The organism is Loktanella sp. F6476L, from assembly GCF_023015725.1.
Classification (GTDB): Bacteria; Pseudomonadota; Alphaproteobacteria; order Rhodobacterales; family Rhodobacteraceae; genus Yoonia.
In genome coordinates, this window is record NZ_JALKAR010000002.1 from 126860 (window position 1) to 148459 (window position 21600).

A 21600-nucleotide genomic window follows, 5' to 3' on the forward strand; every position below is an offset into this window, starting at 1 on the left:
GGAAACTATGACCGAAGCCTATATCTATGATGCTGTCCGCACCCCGCGCGGCAAGGGCCGCAAGGACGGCAGCCTGCACGAAGTGACGTCAGCCCGCCTGTCTGCAGGCGTGATGAACGCACTGAAAGACCGCAATGGTCTGGAAGGTCACGCCGTGGAGGACGTGATTTGGGGCAACGCCACGCAGGTTGCCGAACAAGGCGGCTGCTTGGCCCGTACTGCAGTGCTGGCTTCGGATCTGGATCAATCCATCCCCGGTCTGTCGATCAACCGCTTCTGTGCCTCTGGCATGGAAGCTGTGAACCTTGCTGCGAACCAAATTCGCGGAGGATCCGGCCAGGCCTATATCGCAGGCGGCGTCGAAATGATGAGCCGCGTTGCGATGGGGTCTGACGGTGCAGCCATCGCTGTTGATCCGTCTATCGCAATGGATCAGTACTTTGTTCCACAGGGTATTTCGGCTGATATCATCGCCACCGAATATGGGTTTACACGCGAACAGGCCGACCAACTGGCTGTTGAATCCCAGAACCGCGCTGCGGCTGCATGGGCGGACAACCGGTTTGCCAAATCCATCGTTCCTGTGAAAGACCAGAACGGTCTGACCATTCTGGACCACGACGAATACATTCGTCCGGGCACTGATATGGACGCACTGGCCAAGCTGAACCCTGCGTTCCAGATGATGGGCGAACAGATGCCTGGCTTCGATAAAGTCGCGCTGATGAAGTACCCGCATCTTAAGAAGATCAACCACATCCACCACGCTGGTAACTCTTCCGGTATCGTGGACGGCGCTGCTGGCCTGTTGATCGGGTCCAAGGAATACGGCGAAGCGATGGGTATCAAACCCCGCGCGATCATCAAGCACACCGCTAAAATCGGCCTTGATCCAACGATCATGCTGACTGGCCCTGTTCCTGTGACCGAGAAGATTCTCAAGGACAGCGGCATGGCGATTTCCGACCTCGACCTGTTCGAAGTAAACGAAGCGTTCGCGTCCGTTGTCCTTCGTTTCATGCAGCGTTTCGATGTCGATCCGTCCCTCGTGAACGTCAATGGCGGCTCTATCGCCATGGGGCACCCGCTGGGCGCCACAGGTGCGATTATCATCGGCACATTGCTGGACGAACTGGAACGGACTGGCAAAGGCACTGGCCTTGCCACCCTCTGCATCGCATCCGGCATGGGTGTCGCAACAATCATCGAACGCGTGTAAGGAGCCACCGATATGACTGATTTTACTATGAAAATCGATGCCGACGGTGTTGCAACCATCACTTGGGATGTCGCTGGCAAATCCATGAACGTCCTCAGCCTGCAAGGGTGGGAAGATCTGGAATCCTGCATTGATATGGCGTTGGCAGATGATGCTGTGAAAGGCATCGTTATCACATCTGGCAAGGATACGTTTGCCGGGGGCATGGACCTGAATATTATTGCCAAGATGAAGGCCAGCGCGGGCGACAACCCTGCCAAAGGCCTGATGGACGGCTTGATGAAATCCCATGGCATCCTGCGCAAGATCGAACGTGCGGGCATGGACCCAAAGACCAACAAAGGCGGCAAACCGATTGCTGCCGCCCTGCCCGGCACCGCCTTGGGCATCGGTTTGGAGATTCCGCTGGCGTGTCACCGGATTTTTGCTGCGGACAACCCCAAAGCCAAGATCGGTCTACCAGAAATCATGGTCGGCATTTTCCCCGGTATGGGCGGTACGACCCGTTTGGTGCGCAAACTTGGTGCGATGGCGGCATCGCCGTTGTTGCTTGAGGGCAAATTGAACAATCCGCAAAAGGCCAAGGCCGCTGGTGTGATCGATGAAGTTGTGGACGCTGACGAAGTTGTGGCCAAGGCCAAAGAATGGGTTTTGTCAGAACCTAAGATCGTAAAACCATGGGATGAAAAGGGCTACAAAATGCCCGGCGGCGCGCCGTATCACCCTGCTGGTTTCATGACATTCGTCGGTGCATCCGCGATGGTGAACGGCAAGACGCAAGGTGTCTATCCTGCTGCGAAAGCGTTGCTTTCCGCCGTCTACGAAGGCGCGATGGTACCTTTTGATACGGCCATTAAGATCGAGGCCCGCTGGTTTACCTCTGTCCTGCTGAATCCATCCTCCGAGGCGATGATCCGGTCACTGTTCATCAACAAAGAAGCGTTAGAAAAGGGGGCGAACCGTCCTGACGTGGCAGACCAGAAGGTGTCCCAAGTTGGCATCATCGGCGCTGGCATGATGGGTGCGGGCATCGCGCTTGTCTCTGCTTTGGCGGGGATCAAGGTCGTGCTGATCGACGCGAAACAGGAAGCTGCGGACAAGGGTAAAGACTACACCGCTGCCTACATGGACAAAGGCATCGCCCGCAAAAAGGCGACACCTGAAAAGAAAGAAGCAATCCTTGGCCTGATCAACGCGACGACTGACTACGGCGCGCTGAAAAGTTGTGATCTGATCGTAGAAGCCGTGTTCGAAGACGTGGGCGTCAAGGCCGACGTGACAGCCAAGGTACAAGCCGTGACTGGTCCTGACTGCATCTTCGCTACGAACACATCAACGCTGCCGATCACTGAACTTGCGAAGGCATCAAACGATGCTGAAAAGTTCATCGGTATCCACTTCTTCAGCCCTGTGGACAAGATGATGCTCGTCGAGATCATCAAAGGTGCGCAGACCGGTGATGTAGCCGTGGCCAAGGCACTCGATTTCGTACGTCAAATCCGCAAAACACCTATCGTTGTGAATGACGAACGGTTCTTCTATGCGAACCGCTGCATCATTCCATACATCAACGAAGGTATCCGGATGGTGAAGGAAGGTGTTGAACCTGCCCTGATCGAAAACGCTGCGAAACTGGTTGGTATGCCGCTTGGTCCGCTTCAGTTGACCGACGAAACGTCCATCGACCTCGGCGTGAAGATTGCGAAAGCGACAAAAGCCGCGATGGGCGATGCCTACGACGACGCGCAGGATGAAGTGTTGTTCTGGATGTTCGACGAAGGCCGTCTTGGCCGCAAATCTAACAGCGGTTTCTATGCTTACGACGCCAAAGGCAAACGCCAAGGTCTGTGGGAAGGGCTTTCCGCCAAGTACCCAGCAGCCGACGAACAGCCTGATCTGATCGACGTGCAGCACCGTCTGCTCTTTGCGCAGACATTGGAAGCCGTGCGTGCGCTGGAAGAAAACGTGCTGGAAGACATCCGCGAAGGCGATGTTGGCGCGATCTTGGGTTGGGGCTTTGCGCCTTGGTCCGGCGGCCCGTTCAGCTGGCTTGATATCATCGGGACGCCTTACGCGGCAGAACGCTGTGATCAACTAGCGGAAACATACGGCGAGCGTTTCAAAACACCTGCCCTACTACGTGAAATGGCTGACAAAACCCAGTCGTTCTACGGTCGGTTCGGGACCAAAGCGAACGCTGCTTAAGCCTACCAAATCATCGAAAGGCCCGCCAATGTGCGGGCCTTTTTGCGTTTAGCGGCCTCTTTTCCAGATGATAAGACCCGCCAGAACGATCACGCTTGCGCCAACAATCTCGATTGCATCGGGATACAGCGCAAAGATCAGGATGTCCGACGCCATCATGTAAATGAGATAGCTGTACGAGATCGGCATCAACGCATTTGCAGGTGCGATATTATGGGCACGTGTCAGAATTTCATGCCCTGCCCAAGCGCACAGGCCCAGCATGCCCCACATCGCCAAATCCGGCCACGTCTTCGCAGGTTCCCAGACCGCATAAGCCATCGGTGCAATCACAATCGTACCGGTCAAACCGCCGTAAAACTGTAGCGTTTGGGTTTCGACATCTTGAGTCAAATACCGCGTCAACAGCGAATAGGCCGCCAGCAAGAACGCGTTCACCACGCACAATAGCGCCGCCCAATGGTAATCGACGCCAAAAGGCTGGATCACGATGATGACGCCCACGAACCCAAGTAGGATCGCGCCCCACCGCCAAGGTCCGACCTGCTCGCCCAGAACCTGAACGGACAAGAGACACACGATGATGGGAACTGAGAACGCGATGGCCGAAATGATCGTCAGCGGCAGATAGGTGATCGCGATGAAATTCAGCATCGTCGCGACCACCAAAAGCAAGGCCCGCAAAACAATTAACGGCAGCTTGGGGTGGCGCAGCGGGGTTTGTCCGGTCGCAGCAATCCCTGCGCTAATGGCAAAGTGGCCCGCATAGCGAAGAAAGGCAACCTGCAGCGCCGGAAACCCTAGCCCAATCAACCACTTCGCCGTTGTGTCCACCATGGTGAACAACAAATAGACGACGAGCATCATCAAGATGCCGACGCCTATTCTATCGGGCGTTGTGGCATCTCTCACCTAGTTTTGGCCGAACATTTTGGAATAGAAATCGACCATTTGCGACACCATTTCATCGCCGTGGCCTGCGTCTTTCGCGGATTTCATCGCATTCAACGGGCCACCGACAAGCGCGGACTCTGTGCCCGCATCTTTTGCCATTTGGTCGTAATACCCAAGGTCTTTGGCCGCATTACCGATACTGAAAGCCAACATATCTGGATTGCCGTCGATTGCGTAGCCTTTGACCAGGTCCATCATCATCGATTTCAACGGACCCGCCGCAATGACATCAAACACCTGCTGACGGTCCACACCTGCGACGTCCGACATCGCGAACACTTCGCCCATCGCGTTTGCAACGGTCATCCCGAAAAAATTGTTCATCAGCTTGATTGTGTGACCCGATCCAACGGCCCCCAAATGAAAGACGTTTTCGCCCAAGTCATCCAAAACTGGTTTGATCTTGTCAAAAGCGGCTTTGTCGCCGGAAGCCATGATATTCAATTTGCCGTCGTAGGCCTGCTGGGGCGTCCGACCCAATGGACCGTCCAGCATCGTGCCGCTAGCAGCCGCGACTTTTTCGGCCAAGGCGCGCGTGCTTCCGGGCAGTGACGTGCCGAAGTCGATGACGACTGCGCCTGATTGAAGTCCTGCAATCACGCCATCTGCGCCGGTCATGCGGGCTTCCACACTTGCGGATGTATCCATGCACAGCATGACGATATCACTGGCACTGGCCACGTCGCGCGCGGTGTCCACTTCGGTCGCCCCGCGTGCAACAGCCGCATCAATGTTCGGGCGAGACCGGTTCGCAGTCACGGTCACCTGATAACCCAAGTCCTGAAGGCGAGAGACCATAGCCGATCCCATCAGCCCCAGTCCGATAAATCCAATGGTGGGTTTCGTCATGCTATCTTTTCCTTCGTATCTTCGGGCTGCAGTATTTGCTGCGCCAAGAGCGTTTCAATGTCACGCGTTACCTTCAGCGTCCGCGCAGCATCATCGACATCAATTATCGGTTCGGCAGTGCCCGCAATCACTTGGCAAAAATGCGTCAGTTGCGCGATCAATGGTACCGTCTTGTTAGCAGATAAGGTTTGCGCTGTCGCGGGCTGTGACCAATCAGAGGCACCACCCCAAAGTGTGAGAGATGGGAACGCGATCCCACCCTGCGTGCCCGTAATCCACCACATATCCTGACCGGTGGTACCAATGTTGGGGTTCTCTGCGGTTCCGGCTTCAAACCCCCACGGGCTGGGCGCGGTATCAGCAAAGCTGATTGCCGCACACAGCCCGCTTTCAAACCGCAAAACAGCGCCGCCGCTTTCGACTTTGTCGCTGCCGCGTTGGGCATTTGATCCAAGGGCTGCAATGTCGGTGATCTCGCCAAAGATAAACCTGAGCAAGTCGATGTCATGCACCAGGTTAATCATCACCGGACTGCCATCCGCACGCCGCCAATCCGCGTTAAAATAGTTGTCATGCTTACGCATCGCCCATATCAACGTAGAGGTCACGGGCGCGCCGATCTTGCCAGACAAGATTGCGTCCCGCAGGACGTCAATAGATGGATGATAGCGTCTGTGGTGGCCAACAAGACACCGTACACCGTGCGTACGGACGGCCTGCCCAAGATCGCGGGCTTCGTCGAATGTCGCCGTAACCGGCTTTTCGATCAACATATGCCAACCGCGCTGCGCACATTGCAGTCCGTGGGACGCATGCAATCCGGTAGGTGTCGCGATGATCGCACCATCGACGTGCACACTCACATCGGCAATGTCGCGAAAAACAGGTGCGGCGATCCCGTCCACCTGGACCGGATCAACAACACCTGCCAGCGTGCAGTCAGGATGATCCTGCACAGCCGCCACGTGCCGCGCGCCGATCAGTCCGGCACCTATAACAAGAATATCAGGCACAGAATGGACTATCCGCTTGCCACCGATGTTGGTCGATATGCGGTGACGTGGCCGCTGTCGTCCGCGCCTGTTGCCACTGACCCAGCCACGTGCGCCAGTTCCGCAATTCCGTCTGCGGCTGCGCCCGCGATCTGGCAACAAAATCGGGGAACTGCTGACGTCCTGTGTTCTGCCCGCTTACATTATATCGAATATCAAACGACCATCTGTAACCGTCAGACGTGTTTGGCCCCGAACAATGTGGGGTCAGCGGGTGTATTAACAGGATACTGCCTGCCGTCATTTCCGCATCAATTGCGCGATCCTGATCGAGGTGTGCGTCAGGAATCGCAGTTTGAATTTGCGGGCAATGCGGCAACATATCGTCAGGCGGATTGGGGATCAGGCGCAAGCACCCGTTTTTCACTGTCGCATCCGTCACTGCGATCCACACCGTAATGATATCTGTTTCATCAGCCAACGGATGCCCGACGCCGCGATCCTGATGCCATGCAGTGACGCCGATATGGGCACGCGTTTCGCCTTCAGGCACTTCGCGTTGCGGCGGCTTAATGCGGACATGTTGGATCGGATTTGACGTCAGCTCACCGCCAAGAACGGTTTCGACGACATCAAGGATCGGATCATGTGTGACCAGATCAAACACCGCACGACCAAAATGAAATGGCGTGTCTTCCGTGATATCAGCATGAGGAAGCGAGATATCGAGCGGTTGAAACCATTCAACTCCAGCCGCCCGCGCCCGATCAAGCTTCGCCCAGAAATCAAGTCCTTCGGCTGGATCAGTCACCAAACCCTGCGCGAACCAATCGTCGTACAAGCGGTCCATGACCCCATCGTATTCTCCCCGAATTGCACGCAGCAAATCGGGGGACACGACGTCTTTGACGATCAAGTAGCCGTCCTTCTTGAACTGCGCAATTTGATCTGCCGTAAGGGTCATAGCAATATCGTCACGATGGATGGCCACACGAGCAGCACGGTGATGGCGATCAACTGCACACAGATAAACGGCAAGAACCCACGGAAGATGTCCGTCAACGAAATATGCGGCGGTGCCACCGACTTCAGGTAGAACGCAGCTGGTCCAAATGGTGGCGACAAGAAACTGACCTGCATGTTCATACAGAACAAAACACCGAACCAGATCGAGATTTGAGATGGCTCAAGTTGACCGATAAAGCCGATTTCTTCGATCGGTAGACGTTTTACGATGGGCAAGAACACTGGAATAATCAGCAATACGATCCCGACCCAATCCATAAACGCACCCATAAAGAGCAAGATTAGCATCATCGTCAGCAATACGGCCATGGTCGGCATGTCCGCGCCAACGATCAGATCCGCGATGTAGGATGGACCGCCTGCAAGCGTGTAGGCCCCAGCCAAGGCGGCCGCCCCGATAGTCACCCAAATGATCGTGCCCGTGGAGCGCAACGTCCGCATCAGTGCATCCCACACCAGTGATTTCGATGCTTCACCACGGATCAACGCGATCACAAAGACGGCCAAGGCGCCCATGCCTGCCGCCTCTGTGATGCCGGAAATACCGCCGTAGATGGACCCTAAAACGATGCCGATGACAGTGAAGGGCGGGACAAGTCCCTTGCCATGTTCCCAACCGACTTTGACCCGTTCCATCCCGAACACGAAGAAAGCCAGCACCAGTGCCGCGACCAAATAGCCGATAATATAGGGGATATGATATGTCATCCCCCACGCAATCGGATCAACGTTTTCGCCCATGTTTGTGTTCTGACCTGTTACGGTAAAGAACAAGGCCCGCAGCAGCAACAGCGTCGTGAAGCCGGCCATCAGCACCGACAAGAACGCACCGAACAGACCTAGTTTTTGACGTCCTGTCGGCTCACCGGGTTGCGGTTCTGGCAACGGGGCCAGCGACGGGTTCAGGTTCGTCCGGACCAGAATGTAGATGATAAAGAAACTGGCCAACATGAAACCGGGCAGGAACGCGCCAGTGAAAAGCGCCTTAATCGACGTTTCAGTGATCAGGCCGTAAATGATCAAAACGATGGACGGCGGGATCATTGTGCCAAGCGACCCTGACGCACAGATCGTCCCGATGGCGAGGTTCTGATCGTAGCCAAGCCGTAACATCTGTGGCAGTGCGATCAGGCCCAACAGAACGACTTCACCGCCAATAATGCCCGACATGGCCGCCATAATCACAGCCATCAAAGACGTGACAATCGCGATGCCACCGCGCACGCGGGACAGCCAGTAATCAAGCGATGTGTACATTTCCTTGGCGATGCCGGACCGTTCCAGAAGCGCAGCCATAAAGATGAACAAGGGCACGGATATCAGGACGTATTCGGTCATAAGGTCGAATATTTTCTGGGTGAGCAGGTATAGCGGCCCCGTCCCCGGTCGCCCCGTCAGCATGCCATCACCCCATGAAAACGGGTTTGTCAGCAATGCCGGTTCAAATTTCATCACCAGCACCGCGACCGCCAAAACAGCAGACGCAAAGCCAAGCGGCATACCAATCGCTAGCAGGACCAACAGGCCCAGAACCAGCACAATCGAGATTGTTCCGACGTCCATTATTTCGCCCCTACGCTGCGTTTGATCGCTTCAAGTTCTTCGTCATCCATGTCCGTCGCACTCGCGATCACGGGTTCGGTGTTCCAATCGGCGATCAAGTTGATCACAGACTGGATCGCTACCAGCGTGATGATGATCAGGATCATCGGCTGGATCGTCGCGGGGATCGGCGGATCAAAGGCGGTGCCGAACATTTCCCACCGGTAAAATTTGGTCAGAAACACCTGCTTGTAGCTGCCAAAGACGAGGAAGAAGGCGAAAACGCAGATGAAGAAGACCGACGCCGTATCGCACGCTTTTTGCGCCCAGCGCGGCATCACCTCGTAAAGGATGAAAATACGGATGTGGCTGCGTTGCTGCATGGCGTAAAAGCCTGAACACAAAAACACAAAACCCGCGATCCACAATGTTAGCTCATTTGCCCAAAGTGTTGGTTTCTCAATCGCGTAGCGCAGGAACACCTCGTACATCATCACCATCGTCATCAGCAAAACCAGCATCATAGTGACGCGACCGATGAAAATCGCCACGCGGTCGATGGCGCGCCAGTCTTGGAATTCCATCGTCGCGACTTTGATGGTCCGCATCCCCAAGACGAACAGGATTGGAATAAGGACCAGCGCTGTCAGGTCGATGATATCAATGTGCCCGCCGACCACGGCCCCGAGATTAGGCGTGACGTCTTTGCGCAATTGCAATGCTTCGATCTGGCCATACAGGCTTTCGTTCGCGGGCGGCAGAAAGTCGAGAATGAACGACGGCATGTGCCAAATCACCCATCCCATGCAGATGATAAACGCCAATGGAATAATCCATTCCAATAGGCCTCCTGTTTCTGCTTCGTCCATGACTGTCCCCTCCCAAGGTCGTCTAAGTAATCTCGAACTCTTTGATGAAATCCGTGTTTGGCGTAACACCTATTCCCGGTTTGTCCGGAATTTTGACGGTGCCGTTGGTCGTCTTCACCTGGCCTGCGATGTCCAGCGGGTCTTCCAAAAGATCATCGCGGAAATGATTATGTGTGGTGTCGAATTCCAACATCGGTTCCCACGGGTGTAGCCCCCCGGGCATAGGCGGCATTGCTGCAAGCAGTTGCAGGTTCACCGCAACGGCAATGTCAGAGCCCCAGACGTGGTTAATAACGGGCGTGAAATGCGCGTGGCAAAGGGCCAGCACCCGTAGATATTCGCTGATCCCGCCAAGTGCGCAGACTTCGGGCTGTGCAATATCAAGACCGCGGTTTTCAAGGATTTGGCGCCAGCCCCAGCGGTTGAACTCGGCTTCTCCGCCCGAAATATTGATGTCGAGACCAGCGCGCAATTCGCGATAGCCATCGTGATCTTCAGGCGCGATGGGTTCTTCGAACCAATACGCATCAAGGTCTTGCAATGCACGGCCAACGTAAAACGCGTCCGACGTGGTGTAGCAATGGTTGGCATCCACCATGAAACGGAAATCGTCGCCGACACCGCGTCTGACCGCTTCGGCCAATTTCACATCCGGTTTCGGCCCCAACCCGACTTTCGTCTTGGTTGCGGCAAAGCCCATTTCTTTAATCTCAGCGGCTTCATCCACGAAACGCGCCGCCAAGCTGTCGGCGGTTTCATCAGGGCGCAGCATCATCCCATAGCCGTAAACGGTCACGTGGTCGCGGTGTGCGCCGCCGATCAGTTTGTGAATGGGAAGGCCTGCGACCTTACCCGCGATGTCCCACAGCGCGATATCAACGCCGGATAGGGCCTGCATCGGCATGCCCTTTTGTCCGTGGTCGCGGAGCAGATTGTAAACTTTGTGCCAAATCACATCGCGATCCATTGGGTCCATTCCCAAGATCAGCGGTTGGATCACACGTTCAACGATGGCTTTGTTGGCCAGCGCCACGTTGCCCGGACCAAAACATTCGCCCCATCCGGTGATACCTTCGTCGGTCGTCACTTCCACCAAATGGGCAGACCGTTTCACATAATACTGCTGCGAATAGCCCAAAGGCTCTGGCAGGTCGTACTGCAAAACATGGCTTTGAATCTTAACGATTTTCATAGGTGCCTGGCGGGGAAAGAGGTGAAAACGGCAGGGCCATCAAATAGCCCTGCCGAATGTCTGTCAGTCGTGCGTCTGAAGGATTACTTCAACAGACCCATCTGTGTCAGGAAGGCAATGTGGCTTTCCAAAAGTGCTTCTGCCTCTGGTGTCGTGGCAAAGCTTGTCCAACCAGCTTTCACAGCTTCACGGTACTGTGCCAGCTCTGCTTCAGGCCACTCGTACAGGTTCACACCCTTCGCACGCAGATCAACAGCGGTCTGTGCGTTTTGCACTTCGTTTGCTGTTGCGTTCTTCAGCGCCAATGCTTCCATCGCAACGGTCATAATGCGCTTGTGGTGCTCTGGCATCGCGTCCCAAATGTCCTTGCGGCAAGCAAGGTGGTCGGCTGGCATCGAATGGAAACCCGGGAAGTTCGTGTGCTCTGCAATGTCATACAGACCAAGGCCCACGTTGTTAGTCAGGTTGGCCGCATCAGCACCGTCGATGATGCCTGTTTCAAGCGCCGTAAAGATTTCGTTGAAATCCATCACGATCGGGGAAGCACCCATTTCGGCAAACACGAGCGTTGCCAAACCCGGTGGTGAACGGAATTTCCACCCTTCAAAGTCGGCAACACCTGCAATTGGCTTAGTCGACGCAAGCGATTCAGGACCAGGGATCCACCAGCCGACAAATTCCATGTCGTATTGGTTGTACAGATCGTTGATTTTCGACGCACCGTCAGCGTGCAGCATCCAAGCAAGCTGCTGATACGGGTTCGTGTAGCCACCCAGCAAATCGCCAGTGAATTGGAACGCAGGGTTTTTACCGGTCTGGTAAGCACCACCGGTCATGTCGCAATCCAGAATACCTGTTGCAGCGGCATCAAACGTTTCTGCCGCTTTCACAACAGAACCGGAATAAAACATTTCGATCTGGATCTCACCGTTGGACATCGTCTGGATGTCTTCGATGTATTCTGCAGCCATCTGGCCAGACAGCGTTTCAGGCGAAAAGTGGGTTTGAATACGCAATACAGTTGAGGCATGCCCATCTGCGTAGGCAGCAGACGCAATCATTGCCACACCGGCAACAGCCGTCGTCAGTTTCGTCATCAATTTCATTTTAGTCCTCCCTAGGGCCAAATCAGCTTTTTCCCAGCTCCTCCCAGAGACTGGCATTGATTTTGGTAAGTTTAACGCTAGCGGCGGGTTTACGCTGCGACAACAAAATTCTTGCTTTTTCCATAATTTTGATAATACCTCAAAATCTCAAAATTTTTTTCGGATGTAGTTGCGGACATGGCCATTGAAATACCAATTTTTGATACCGTCCGAGATCGGATCGTCAACGGAGAATTTGCGCCAAATCAACGCCTTAAGTCTGCGGACCTTGCACAAGAATACGCGATCTCTGCATCCAGCATGCGTGAAATCCTGTTCCGGCTTTCGACCGTCGGTTTGGTAAATTTTCAAGAACAGCGCGGGTTTCGGGTCCCCGAACAATCCGACCGCTTGCAGCACGATCTGACACAATTTCGCGTTTTACTCGAGTCAGAGGGCGCGGTGCTGTCGATTCGTCACGGCGACATCGACTGGGAATCCCGACTGATGGCCGCCCACCACCGCCTGTCCCATATTGAAAACCGGATCAACGGCGGACCCTTTGCGACCGGCCTGCTCACGCTTTGGACGCGCGCGGAACAGGCTTTTCATCAAACTCTGATCGAAGCTTGCGGATCAGACGTTTTGAAAGAAGCACATGATGTCGTTTACCATCGTTTCCGCCAACAGATGATCGCGAAGGATCGCGATTTTGAATACGTTCCTGAAAATGTCACCCAACATCAAGGCATCTTGGATGCAGTGCTTGCCAAGGACGAAGCCCTAACGCGCAGTCGCATTCACGAGCATTTATCTCGGAACTTTACGCGCCCGGTTTAGGGTTTGCCTAACGGCAACCCATTGAGATCAAGCAACTCTTCAAACAATCCCGAATGATCACGATCGCCTGCATCCATCTGGGTCATATAACGATGAAATCTGTCGCGCACATGCTGAACAACGGGCAGTTTCAGCGATCCTGCCTCCGCTAGCACGTTGTCGAGATCCTTTAGCTGCAGCTTGGTCAGGCCGCCTGGAACGAAATCGCGTTTCGTCATCCGCGCCCCATGCTGCTGCAAAATCGTGCTATCCGCGAATCCGCCTTTCAGCGCGGAACGCACCGCAGTGGCATCTGCCCCATTCTGTTCAAGCAACAACATTGCCTCGGCGACGGCGCCGATGGTCACCGCCACAATGGCTTGATTGGCCAGCTTCGCCAATTGCCCAGCGCCGGTCGGTCCGACAAGCGTAGGCCGCCCCATGGTTTCAAACACGGCTTTTGCGCTTTCAAAAACAGTAGCGTCGCCCCCCGCCATAATCGCAAGCGTCGCAGCCTCTGCTCCCTTCGATCCGCCGGATACTGGCGCATCAAGAAAGGAAACATCCGACGTTGCGAGGGTGTCCGCGAATGCGCGGGCCTCTTCCGGTTTGGTGCTGGACATATCCAGCCAAACTGCACCGGATTCCAACGCTGGTTTTGCATCCGCAATGATGCTTTCGACCGCCGGACCGTCCGACAACATCGAAATCACAACATCCGCGTGCGTGACTGCATCGACGACGGTGTCCGCAACCATTACGCCGTGCGCGGTTAACCCTTCTGCCTTCGTGCGGCTGCGGTTCCAGACGGTCATATCGAACCCGGCCGACGCGATGTTTCGGGCCATCGGGTAGCCCATCAAGCCTGTGCCAAGCAGTGTGATTTTGCGCGTCATGCGGGACCCTTTCGGTTCGTCGTAGCGTTGCAAACCTGCCGCGAACCTGCGTAGGCTTTCGGTATTCATGCGGCGAAGATCGCGTGATTGCAAGAAGCCCCAGCCTGTCGTTCATCTACCAAAGGACCTTACCGTGCCAAAGATAACCCCCGAAAACCTGCGGTCCCAAAAGTGGTTCAACAACCCTGAAAACCCTGAAATGACAGCGCTTTACCTTGAACGCTACCTCAACTACGGCTTGACCCGCGAAGAGCTGCAATCAGGCAAACCTATCATCGCAATTGCGCAAACCGGCAGCGACCTTAGCCCTTGTAATCGTCACCATATCGAACTGGCGAAACGCACGCGTGACGGGATCATTGCAGCGGGCGGCGTCCCTCTCGAGGTGCCAGTGCACCCCATCCAAGAAACCGGCAAACGCCCCACCGCGAACCTTGATCGCAACCTCGCATATCTTGGTCTGGTAGAGGCATTGTTCGGGTATCCAGTCGATGGCGTCGTGTTAACGATTGGCTGCGATAAAACCACGCCTGCCCTGCTTATGGCCGCCGCGACAGTCAACATTCCAGCAATTGCATTGTCTGTCGGACCGATGCTGAACGGCTGGTACGAAGGTGAACGCGCGGGGTCCGGCACCGTAATTTGGAAGGCCCGCGAAAAGCTGGCTGCAGGCGAAATCACCGACGCCGAATTCATCGAAATTGCCGCTGCATCTGCCCCGTCGGTGGGTTATTGCAACACGATGGGGACGGCCACGACGATGAATTCGCTGGCCGAAGCATTGGGCATGCAATTGCCCGGATCGGCCGCCATTCCTGCTCCTTACCGCGAACGTGGGCAGATTAGCTATGAAACCGGTAAACGCATCGTCGACATGGTCTGGGAAGATCTGCGCCCCACTGACATCATGACGCGCCAAGCGTTTGAAAACGCGATCGTTGTGAACTCTGCGCTCGGCGGGTCAACCAATGCCCCCATCCATCTGAATGGCATCGCCAAGCACCTTGGCGTCGATCTGAACAACGACGATTGGCAGGCGTATGGCCACGCCGTCCCGTTGCTCGTAAATCTCCAGCCAGCAGGCAAATATCTTGGCGAAGATTTCCATCGCGCAGGCGGCGTTCCGGCAGTTATGGGCGAATTGATGCAGGCCGAAATGTTGCCGCATCCAGATGCGATAACCGCGAATGGCAGGACCATGGGCGACAATTGCGGACTACGCCGAACGATCAATGATGACGTGATTTTACCCGTCGCAGACCCGCTGATGCAGGAGGCCGGATTCATCAATCTCAAGGGCAATCTGTTTGACAGCGCGATCATGAAAACCAGTGTGATTAGCCCCGCGTTCCGTGAAACTTATCTGTCGAATCCGGATGACCCCGACGCGTTCGAAGGGCGTGCTATCGTGTTCGACGGGCCTGAAGACTACCATCATCGGATTGATGACGAGGCAGAAGGCATCGACCAGAACTGTATCCTCGTGATGCGCGGCGCTGGCCCGAAAGGGTATCCTGGCGGGGCCGAAGTCGTGAACATGCGCGCCCCATCTTACCTTCTGAAACAAGGGGTTGAAGCATTACCGTGTATCGGTGACGGGCGGCAATCAGGCACATCAGGATCCCCTTCTATCCTGAATGCATCACCCGAGGCCGCGGATAACGGCGGGCTCGCGTTACTGCAAACTGGCGATACGATCCGCATCGATCTGAAATCTTGCACCGCGAACATTCTGGTGTCCGATGACGTTCTGCAAGCGCGGCTTGAAGGGTTGATCGCTGCGGGCGGCTTCCCGATCCCCGTGTCACAATCCCCGTGGCAGCAGTACTTCCGCGACATGGTCGAACCGCTCTCCGACGGGATGACCTTGCGCGACGCGTCCAATTACCAAGACATCGCACGCAAACACATGCCGCGCGACAACCATTGAGGCCACAATGACCGACCTTTTCACAATCGCCCCGCTGAACCCCACAATCCGCGCCGCTTTGGACACCGCATTTACTGTGCATCACGTGGATGACATGGACGATCCTGTCGCGTGGCTCGCCGAAAACGGCGCGGGTATCGCGTATGCGCTAACAGACGGACATTACGGGATAAAACCGGAATATCTTGCTGGACTGCCTGACCTGAAATTGGTCAGTTCCAATGGTGTGGGCTATGACGCAATCGACACAGATACTGCTGTCAAACGCGGCGTCATCGTTACGCATACGCCTAATGTTCTGAACGCCGAAGTCGCAACAACAACGCTAATGCTTCTGATCGCTTGCTACCGCAATTTCACGCTCGAGGTTGATCATGCCGTATCGGGCCGTTGGGCGGAAACAGGTAATCTGCCGCTCTCGCGGAGCGTCGACAATCGGACCATCGGGATTTTGGGTTTAGGCCGGATCGGGATGGAAATCGCGCGGAAACTCGCGCCGTTCAACTCAAAAATCCTGTATCACACGCGTACAAAGCGTGATGTGGACTACACCTACTACGACGATTTGGCTGCGATGGCGCGCGACGCAGACGTGCTGATTTCCATCGCACCAGGTGGCGCCAGCACGCATCATTTGGTGAATGCCGACGTCATGGCAGCCTTGGGTCCCGATGGTGTCTTGATCAATGTAGGGCGCGGTTCCGTTGTCGATGAAGTGGCGCTGATCAATGCGTTAGAGACAGGAAAACTAGGCATGGCGGGCCTGGATGTCTTTGAAAACGAACCACATATTCCCGAAGCATTGCGTAAGATGCGTAACGTCGTTTTGACGCCGCACATTGGATCAGCCACGGTTGAAACGCGTGCCGCGATGGCGCAATTAGCGGTCGATAATCTGTTGCAGCACAGCAAAGATGGTACGGTGATTTCCCCTGTGCCGGAATGCGCATCGCTGCTTTAGCCGTGCATTTGCGCAAAAACCGCGCAGGCTAGCCCTTTTCGACGGCGCCTACGACCAAAGCACCCGCGCCCTGAATGACACGTCCCGCCAGCGCACACCCTGCCGCGATCTGGTCTTCGACGTTCCCTTCAGTGCCAAGAAATCCGGCGTTAAAGCTGTCACCAGCCGCCGTCGTGTCGCGAACCTTGTCGGCCATCTGCGGGGCGAAGCTGCCGCTTTCATCGCCGGATAAGTAACTAATTTCACCACCGCCATTCTTCACAATTATCGTGGTGCAGCCCGCGCCCTGATACCGCGCTTGGGTCGCCGCAATATCTGCATCACCAAAGAACAACGCTTCTTCATCGTGTGACGGGAAAACGATGTCGCTGACGCTGGCAAAATCCATGACAGCCGCGCACATCGTCGCCACATCAGGCCAAAGCCGCAGACGCAGGTTCGGATCAAACGCAATCGTAGCCCCGCTTTCACGCGCCGTGATCAAGGTTTCACGTAGTGCCGCACGTCCGGCATCATCAAGAATTGCGATAGAAATCCCAGAGAGATAGACAATATTCGCGCCAGCCACAGCGCCCGCAACAAGCCCGTCTTGCCGCATCATTTCGCGGGCCGCCGCTTGCCCGCGCCAATACGCAAAACTACGTTCACCGTCTTCCAGATGGATCATGTAAAGACCCATCGTGTGCGTGGTCAAACGCCCGATATGTTCGGTGCCGATGCCAGCCGCTTGGGTGAAGTCCGCCATCTTGTCGGACATTGTGTCGGTCCCAATACACGTTACATAATCGACATCCCAGCTGGGTTGTAGCTGTGCAAGATACCAAGCGGTGTTGAACGTATCCCCCGCAAATGACGCAGCAAAGTGATCAGGCGTCCCCGTGGGTGCCATTTCGACCATGCATTCCCCGATGGACACAATACGTTTTGCCTTGGTGATCATGTGCTTCCCTTTATCGCGTACTAGTATACTAGATTGACCTTCCCTAGCAATGTTCAGTCTCAACGGCAAGATCAACGCTATGGAGTTCCTTACCTTTATCGTAAACCGATCCATGCCTATGTATTAACCACGTCCAAGACGGACTGGAGGCACGCGAATGATTAAAATTGCAGGGACCGGCGCTGCGCTGCCCGAAAATTGCGTCACGTCGTCCAGCCTTGACCTCATCCACGGGTACGACGGGTCACTTGCAGAGGTGACAGGTGTCGATCAACGCTATGTCGTTGATCAAGAAACACAAATTGACCTTGCGAAAACTGCTGCCCTTGCAGCGCTGAAGGATGCTGGATTAGCCATTTCCGATATCGACACAGTAATTTCAGGCTGCGCTGTCCCCTACCAAAGTCTACCAGCGACCGCCCCGTTAATCATGCAGCACTTGGGGATCGTTGACGGCGCGGCCAGTGCATTTGACGTCAACAGCACCTGTCTCAGTTTCCTCACGGGGATCGAGATGGCTGCCGGATTGATTGCATTGGGTAGGGCGAACACAGTCTTGGTTGTCGCCTCAGAAATCGCATCCCGCGCGCTGCCTTGGTCGACGGCACCGGAAACAGCCGCGCTCTTTGGTGATGGCGCAGGTGCAGCTGTGATCACCAAAGGGGAAACACCCTACACAGCCCTGATGCGTACATATCCATCTGCCTATGACGCCTGTCAGCTAGGGGCAGGTGGGACACGATTTGACTACCACAACGACCCCGTCGGATTCGACAACAACGCCCTTTTCCAAATGGATGGCAAGGCTCTATTCCGGCTTAGCGCTGCACACTTCGCTGATTTTGTTGATGAATTACTGATGTGCGCTGGCTGGAAAATTGGTGAGGTTGATGTCATCGTCCCCCATCAGGCGAGCCCCCACGCGCTACGCCATATGATCCGCCAACTTGCTGTCCCACGCGAAAAAGTCATCGACATATCCGCGACCGTCGGGAACCAAATCGCGGCCTCTTTGCCGATCACGTTGGACTATGCGCGGCGGAATAATCGGATCAAAGACGGCACAAAACTGCTCATGCTCGGGACGTCCGCAGGCGTGTCTTTCGGCGGTCTCACGATGGAGGTTTCGGAATGACGAAAACGCTCGTCACGGGCGCTACAGGTTTTCTAGGCGGTGCAGTCGTCGCAGCGCTACGCGAGGCGGGTGAAACCGTCGTCGGCACCGGTCGCAACCTGCAGAAATGCGCCGATCGCGGCTTCACTGCTGTTAATCTTTCAACGCCTATCGAAAGCTGGCCAGATCTAGGTGAAATTAACCAAATCGTGCATTGTGCTGCGCTGTCTGCACCATACGGCCGGTATGCGGATTTTGTGAACGCGAACGTCGTGGCCACACAAAATCTTGTCACATTCGCGAAACGACAACACGTCAGTCGTTTCGTCCACGTCTCGACATCGTCTGTGTACTTCGCACCCAAAGATCAACTGAACGTCACCGAAGACAGCCCACTACCCCGCCCCGTGAACGCCTATGCCAAGACCAAACAGCAATCCGAAGACATTGTGTTGAACGCAGGCAACCTATCCCCCATCGTTTTGCGACCAAGGGGCATTTACGGCAAAGGCGATACGGCTCTGCTTCCCCGGCTTTTGCGTGTCGCAGCGCGGCGTCCTCTGCCGATTTTTCGCGATGGGATCGCCGAAATTGATCTGACGCATGTCGATGACGTCGTAGATAGCGTGTTAGCCGCGCTGAACGCCCCAAAAGTGACGGGCATTTTCAACATATCGGGGGGCGAACCCCTTCTGATCCAAAACATCGTTAACGCGGTAGCGGGTAAAGCAGGCGTATCAGTTGCATGGCGGAAACAGCCGCTGAAACTGGCGATGGGCTTTGCCGCTGCGCTTGAAAACCTAGCGCGCATTGATCCGTTCAGACGTGAACCCATCATCACGCGTTATGCGTTGGGGCTGTTCGCCTACAAGCAAGGACTGTCCATTCAGAAGGCGCGTGTTCAGCTCAACTGGTCCCCCAAAGTGAACTTCGCCGAAGGGCTGGAACGGACCTTTTCGCCATGAAAGTCGCATTTGCAAATAGCGCAACAATGCCAACGCTTGAACGCTTGATCTTGCGCAAAGGGAGGTGGCGCAAAGTACCGCTGTGTGTCCGCTACGGTATTGTACTTCATCCAGAATTAGGCCCCACGTTGATCGACACAGGGTATACACCAGAGACAACCCAAGGGCCGCGATCTTGGCCATTACGCCTCTATGGCATGCTGTTTCGGCCCCGACTTTTGCCAGATGGCCAGATCGTTTCGACGCTTCAAAAGTTCGGATTGATGGCAGACGATATCAAACACGTCATCATCACCCATTTTCACGCCGATCACATTTCTGGACTGCGCAGATTTCGTAATGCCCGTTTTTATGTCGATCAAGACGCGGCGCAAAGCGTCTTGGCCGGACCTCGTTTCGCAAACATCAGACATGGTTCCTTCAAAGAACTGTTGCCGGACGACTTCGCGGAACGTTTGATCGACTTGAAAGCCCAGCCAAGATTTGAAACCGGCAACGCCCTACCAGACGGTTTTGACCTGGCGGGAGATCATAGCATGATCGCGATCCCGCTACCGGGCCATACACACAGCCATTTCGGCATCTATTTCCCAACACTTGAACGACCATTTTTATATGCGACCGATGTCCAATGGTTAACCTCGGCGATCATGGACGACCGCTTGCCTGGCTTCCCGTCTAGCTTCGCCACTGCCAACACAACAAAAGCCGCTGCAGCAGCAGACATCGTCCGACAATACGTCTGTGCGGGCGGCGAAGTCGTCTTATGCCATGATCCCAAACAAACCGCTTGGGACATATGATGCTGACCGAAACCGCACGCGCATTTGCATCGACGCGCTGGCATTCACGCGCCCACCAAAGCCGCGCAAACTTTGAACGGTGGCAGAAACGGCGCCTTAAGACATGGCTGCAAAAATCTGTTCCGAATGTCGCCGCCTACCCTGATCCTGTGAGCCGTTTGGACGATCTACCGATCATAGAAAAGGCCGATCTTATGGGTGCGTTCGATCAGTACAACGTGCCCCGCATAACCGCACAAAACGCGTGGCAGGCTTTGTCGTCAGGCGATCAGATTGGTGACATGATCGTCGGGGCCAGCACCGGAACGACCGGTAATCGCGGGCTTTTTGTGATTTCCCAGCAGGAACAATATCGGTGGCTTGGGACAATTCTGGCCAAGACGATGGCGGACATGTTGTGGCAACCGCAAAGGGTCGCAATCATCCTGCCCCGTAACACCAGCCTGTACGACAGTGCCAACCGGACGCGGCATTTGAATTTGCGGTTCTTTGATATTACGCAAGGTGTAGTGGCTTGGATCGACGCGCTCATACACTTCAATCCAACGGTGATCGTCGCCCCGCCACGTATTTTGCGCCATCTTGCGGAAGCCGATATCCCCCTGTCGCCGAAGCGTGTTTTCAGCGCCGCCGAAACCTTGGATCCAATAGATGAGACAATCATCACGGATCGATTTGGCGGCCCGCTGCGCCAGATTTACATGGCAACCGAAGGATTGTTCGCCGTGTCGTGCAAGCGCGGCACGCTGCACCTAGCCGAAGAGTCCGTGTTCTTCGAACTCGAAACCGTGGATGGTGGGTTGGTGTCCCCAATCGTCAGCTGCTTTCAGCGCGAAACACAAATCATGGCGCGCTACCGGATGAACGATCTCTTGCGCCTTTCAGCAACCCCCTGCCCCTGCGGGTCTCCGTTAACGGCTGTATCAGAAGTAGTGGGGCGCACAGACGACACGTTCGATTTTGGCGCGACTTTTGTGACGCCCGACGTCATACGTGACGCGGTTGTACAGGCGCACCCCGACATTGCGGATTTCAGGGTCGTACAAAGTGGTAAATCGACGGTGATTTTAACATTACCAACGTCATCTGCGCCCGATGTCGCTGCTCGGGCGTACGACGGCCTGCGTTCCTTGTTCTATGCGCGCGGAGTTTGCGTGAACGTGAATTTGCAGCACGCGGATCTGACATTGGAAACCGACCAAAAACTGCGTCGGGTCCACAAGGATTGGACCGGATAGC

General features: G+C 55.2%; 19 protein-coding genes. 9 read left to right on the top strand and 10 right to left on the bottom strand.

Features of this window, described 5'->3' with window-relative positions:
• The first annotated feature begins 7 nt into the window (after positions 1-7).
• Positions 8-1219 (top strand): acetyl-CoA C-acetyltransferase, encoded by a 1212-nt coding sequence (locus MWU61_RS05900; RefSeq protein ID WP_247127360.1) that lies wholly within the window; start codon positions 8-10, stop codon positions 1217-1219.
• Between the two features lie 12 nt (positions 1220-1231).
• Complete coding sequence (locus tag MWU61_RS05905; RefSeq protein ID WP_247127361.1) at positions 1232-3424, top strand: 3-hydroxyacyl-CoA dehydrogenase NAD-binding domain-containing protein; 2193 nt, start codon at positions 1232-1234, stop codon at positions 3422-3424.
• Between the two features lie 48 nt (positions 3425-3472).
• Here the strand turns inward: MWU61_RS05905 and MWU61_RS05910 are convergent, their stop codons facing one another.
• The 8 genes from MWU61_RS05910 to MWU61_RS05945 form a co-directional block, all read right to left on the bottom strand.
• On the bottom strand, positions 3473-4336 hold the full coding sequence (locus MWU61_RS05910; protein WP_247127362.1) for a DMT family transporter: 864 nt from the start codon (positions 4334-4336) through the stop codon (positions 3473-3475).
• Positions 4337-5227 (bottom strand): NAD(P)-dependent oxidoreductase, encoded by an 891-nt coding sequence (locus MWU61_RS05915; RefSeq protein WP_247127363.1) that lies wholly within the window; start codon positions 5225-5227, stop codon positions 4337-4339.
• A complete protein-coding gene (locus MWU61_RS19855) occupies positions 5224-6240 on the bottom strand; it encodes a Gfo/Idh/MocA family oxidoreductase (protein ID WP_247127364.1) in 1017 nt (338 codons plus the stop codon). Before MWU61_RS19855 ends, MWU61_RS05915 begins: the two co-directional genes overlap by 4 nt.
• Complete coding sequence (locus MWU61_RS05925; protein ID WP_247127365.1) at positions 6233-7183, bottom strand: phytanoyl-CoA dioxygenase family protein; 951 nt, start codon at positions 7181-7183, stop codon at positions 6233-6235. Before MWU61_RS05925 ends, MWU61_RS19855 begins: the two co-directional genes overlap by 8 nt.
• Positions 7180-8808: a TRAP transporter large permease subunit gene (locus tag MWU61_RS05930; RefSeq protein WP_247127366.1), complete on the bottom strand. Its 1629-nt coding sequence runs from the start codon at positions 8806-8808 to the stop codon at positions 7180-7182. Before MWU61_RS05930 ends, MWU61_RS05925 begins: the two co-directional genes overlap by 4 nt.
• Positions 8808-9656, bottom strand: a complete 849-nt coding sequence (locus MWU61_RS05935) for a TRAP transporter small permease subunit (RefSeq protein WP_247127367.1) — start codon at positions 9654-9656, stop codon at positions 8808-8810. The genes MWU61_RS05930 and MWU61_RS05935 overlap by 1 nt, the downstream gene beginning before the upstream one ends.
• Positions 9657-9678: 22 nt before the next feature.
• A complete protein-coding gene (locus MWU61_RS05940) occupies positions 9679-10848 on the bottom strand; it encodes a mandelate racemase/muconate lactonizing enzyme family protein (protein WP_247127368.1) in 1170 nt (389 codons plus the stop codon).
• Between the two features lie 83 nt (positions 10849-10931).
• Positions 10932-11954: a TRAP transporter substrate-binding protein gene (locus MWU61_RS05945; RefSeq protein WP_247127369.1), complete on the bottom strand. Its 1023-nt coding sequence runs from the start codon at positions 11952-11954 to the stop codon at positions 10932-10934.
• A 177-nt stretch (positions 11955-12131) separates the two neighbouring features.
• Here MWU61_RS05945 and MWU61_RS05950 point away from each other — a divergent pair, with 177 nt between their 5' ends.
• Complete coding sequence (locus tag MWU61_RS05950) at positions 12132-12773, top strand: GntR family transcriptional regulator (RefSeq protein ID WP_247127370.1); 642 nt, start codon at positions 12132-12134, stop codon at positions 12771-12773.
• On the opposite strand, the gene MWU61_RS05955 is transcribed toward MWU61_RS05950, so the two are convergent.
• On the bottom strand, positions 12770-13648 hold the full coding sequence (locus MWU61_RS05955; RefSeq protein ID WP_247127371.1) for an NAD(P)-dependent oxidoreductase: 879 nt from the start codon (positions 13646-13648) through the stop codon (positions 12770-12772). The genes MWU61_RS05950 and MWU61_RS05955 overlap by 4 nt on opposite strands.
• 133 nt (positions 13649-13781) lie before the next feature.
• On the opposite strand from MWU61_RS05955, the gene MWU61_RS05960 reads away from it, so the two are divergent.
• Together MWU61_RS05960 and MWU61_RS05965 are read left to right on the top strand one after the other, a co-directional pair.
• Complete coding sequence (locus MWU61_RS05960) at positions 13782-15578, top strand: IlvD/Edd family dehydratase (RefSeq protein WP_247127372.1); 1797 nt, start codon at positions 13782-13784, stop codon at positions 15576-15578.
• A 7-nt stretch (positions 15579-15585) separates the two neighbouring features.
• The gene (locus MWU61_RS05965) at positions 15586-16539 is read left to right on the top strand and encodes a 2-hydroxyacid dehydrogenase (RefSeq protein ID WP_247127373.1); all 954 of its coding nucleotides are present in this window, start codon (positions 15586-15588) and stop codon (positions 16537-16539) included.
• A gap of 28 nt (positions 16540-16567) precedes the next feature.
• Here the strand turns inward: MWU61_RS05965 and MWU61_RS05970 are convergent, their stop codons facing one another.
• Positions 16568-17479: a sugar kinase gene (locus MWU61_RS05970; protein ID WP_247127374.1), complete on the bottom strand. Its 912-nt coding sequence runs from the start codon at positions 17477-17479 to the stop codon at positions 16568-16570.
• Positions 17480-17636: 157 nt separating this feature from the next.
• Here MWU61_RS05970 and MWU61_RS05975 point away from each other — a divergent pair, with 157 nt between their 5' ends.
• From MWU61_RS05975 to MWU61_RS05990, 4 genes are read left to right on the top strand one after another with little or no spacing between them, the layout of a single operon-like run.
• A complete protein-coding gene (locus MWU61_RS05975; RefSeq protein ID WP_247127375.1) occupies positions 17637-18614 on the top strand; it encodes a 3-oxoacyl-[acyl-carrier-protein] synthase III C-terminal domain-containing protein in 978 nt (325 codons plus the stop codon).
• Positions 18611-19558 carry an NAD(P)-dependent oxidoreductase gene (locus tag MWU61_RS05980; RefSeq protein WP_247127376.1) on the top strand — a complete coding sequence of 316 codons (948 nt, stop codon included), beginning with the start codon at positions 18611-18613 and terminating at the stop codon, positions 19556-19558. The genes MWU61_RS05975 and MWU61_RS05980 overlap by 4 nt, the downstream gene beginning before the upstream one ends.
• Entirely contained in the window at positions 19555-20361 is an 807-nt protein-coding gene (locus MWU61_RS05985; RefSeq protein ID WP_247127377.1) for an MBL fold metallo-hydrolase, read from the top strand. Before MWU61_RS05980 ends, MWU61_RS05985 begins: the two co-directional genes overlap by 4 nt.
• The gene (locus MWU61_RS05990; RefSeq protein WP_247127378.1) at positions 20361-21599 is read left to right on the top strand and encodes a F390 synthetase-related protein; all 1239 of its coding nucleotides are present in this window, start codon (positions 20361-20363) and stop codon (positions 21597-21599) included. Before MWU61_RS05985 ends, MWU61_RS05990 begins: the two co-directional genes overlap by 1 nt.
• Position 21600 lies beyond the last annotated feature (1 nt).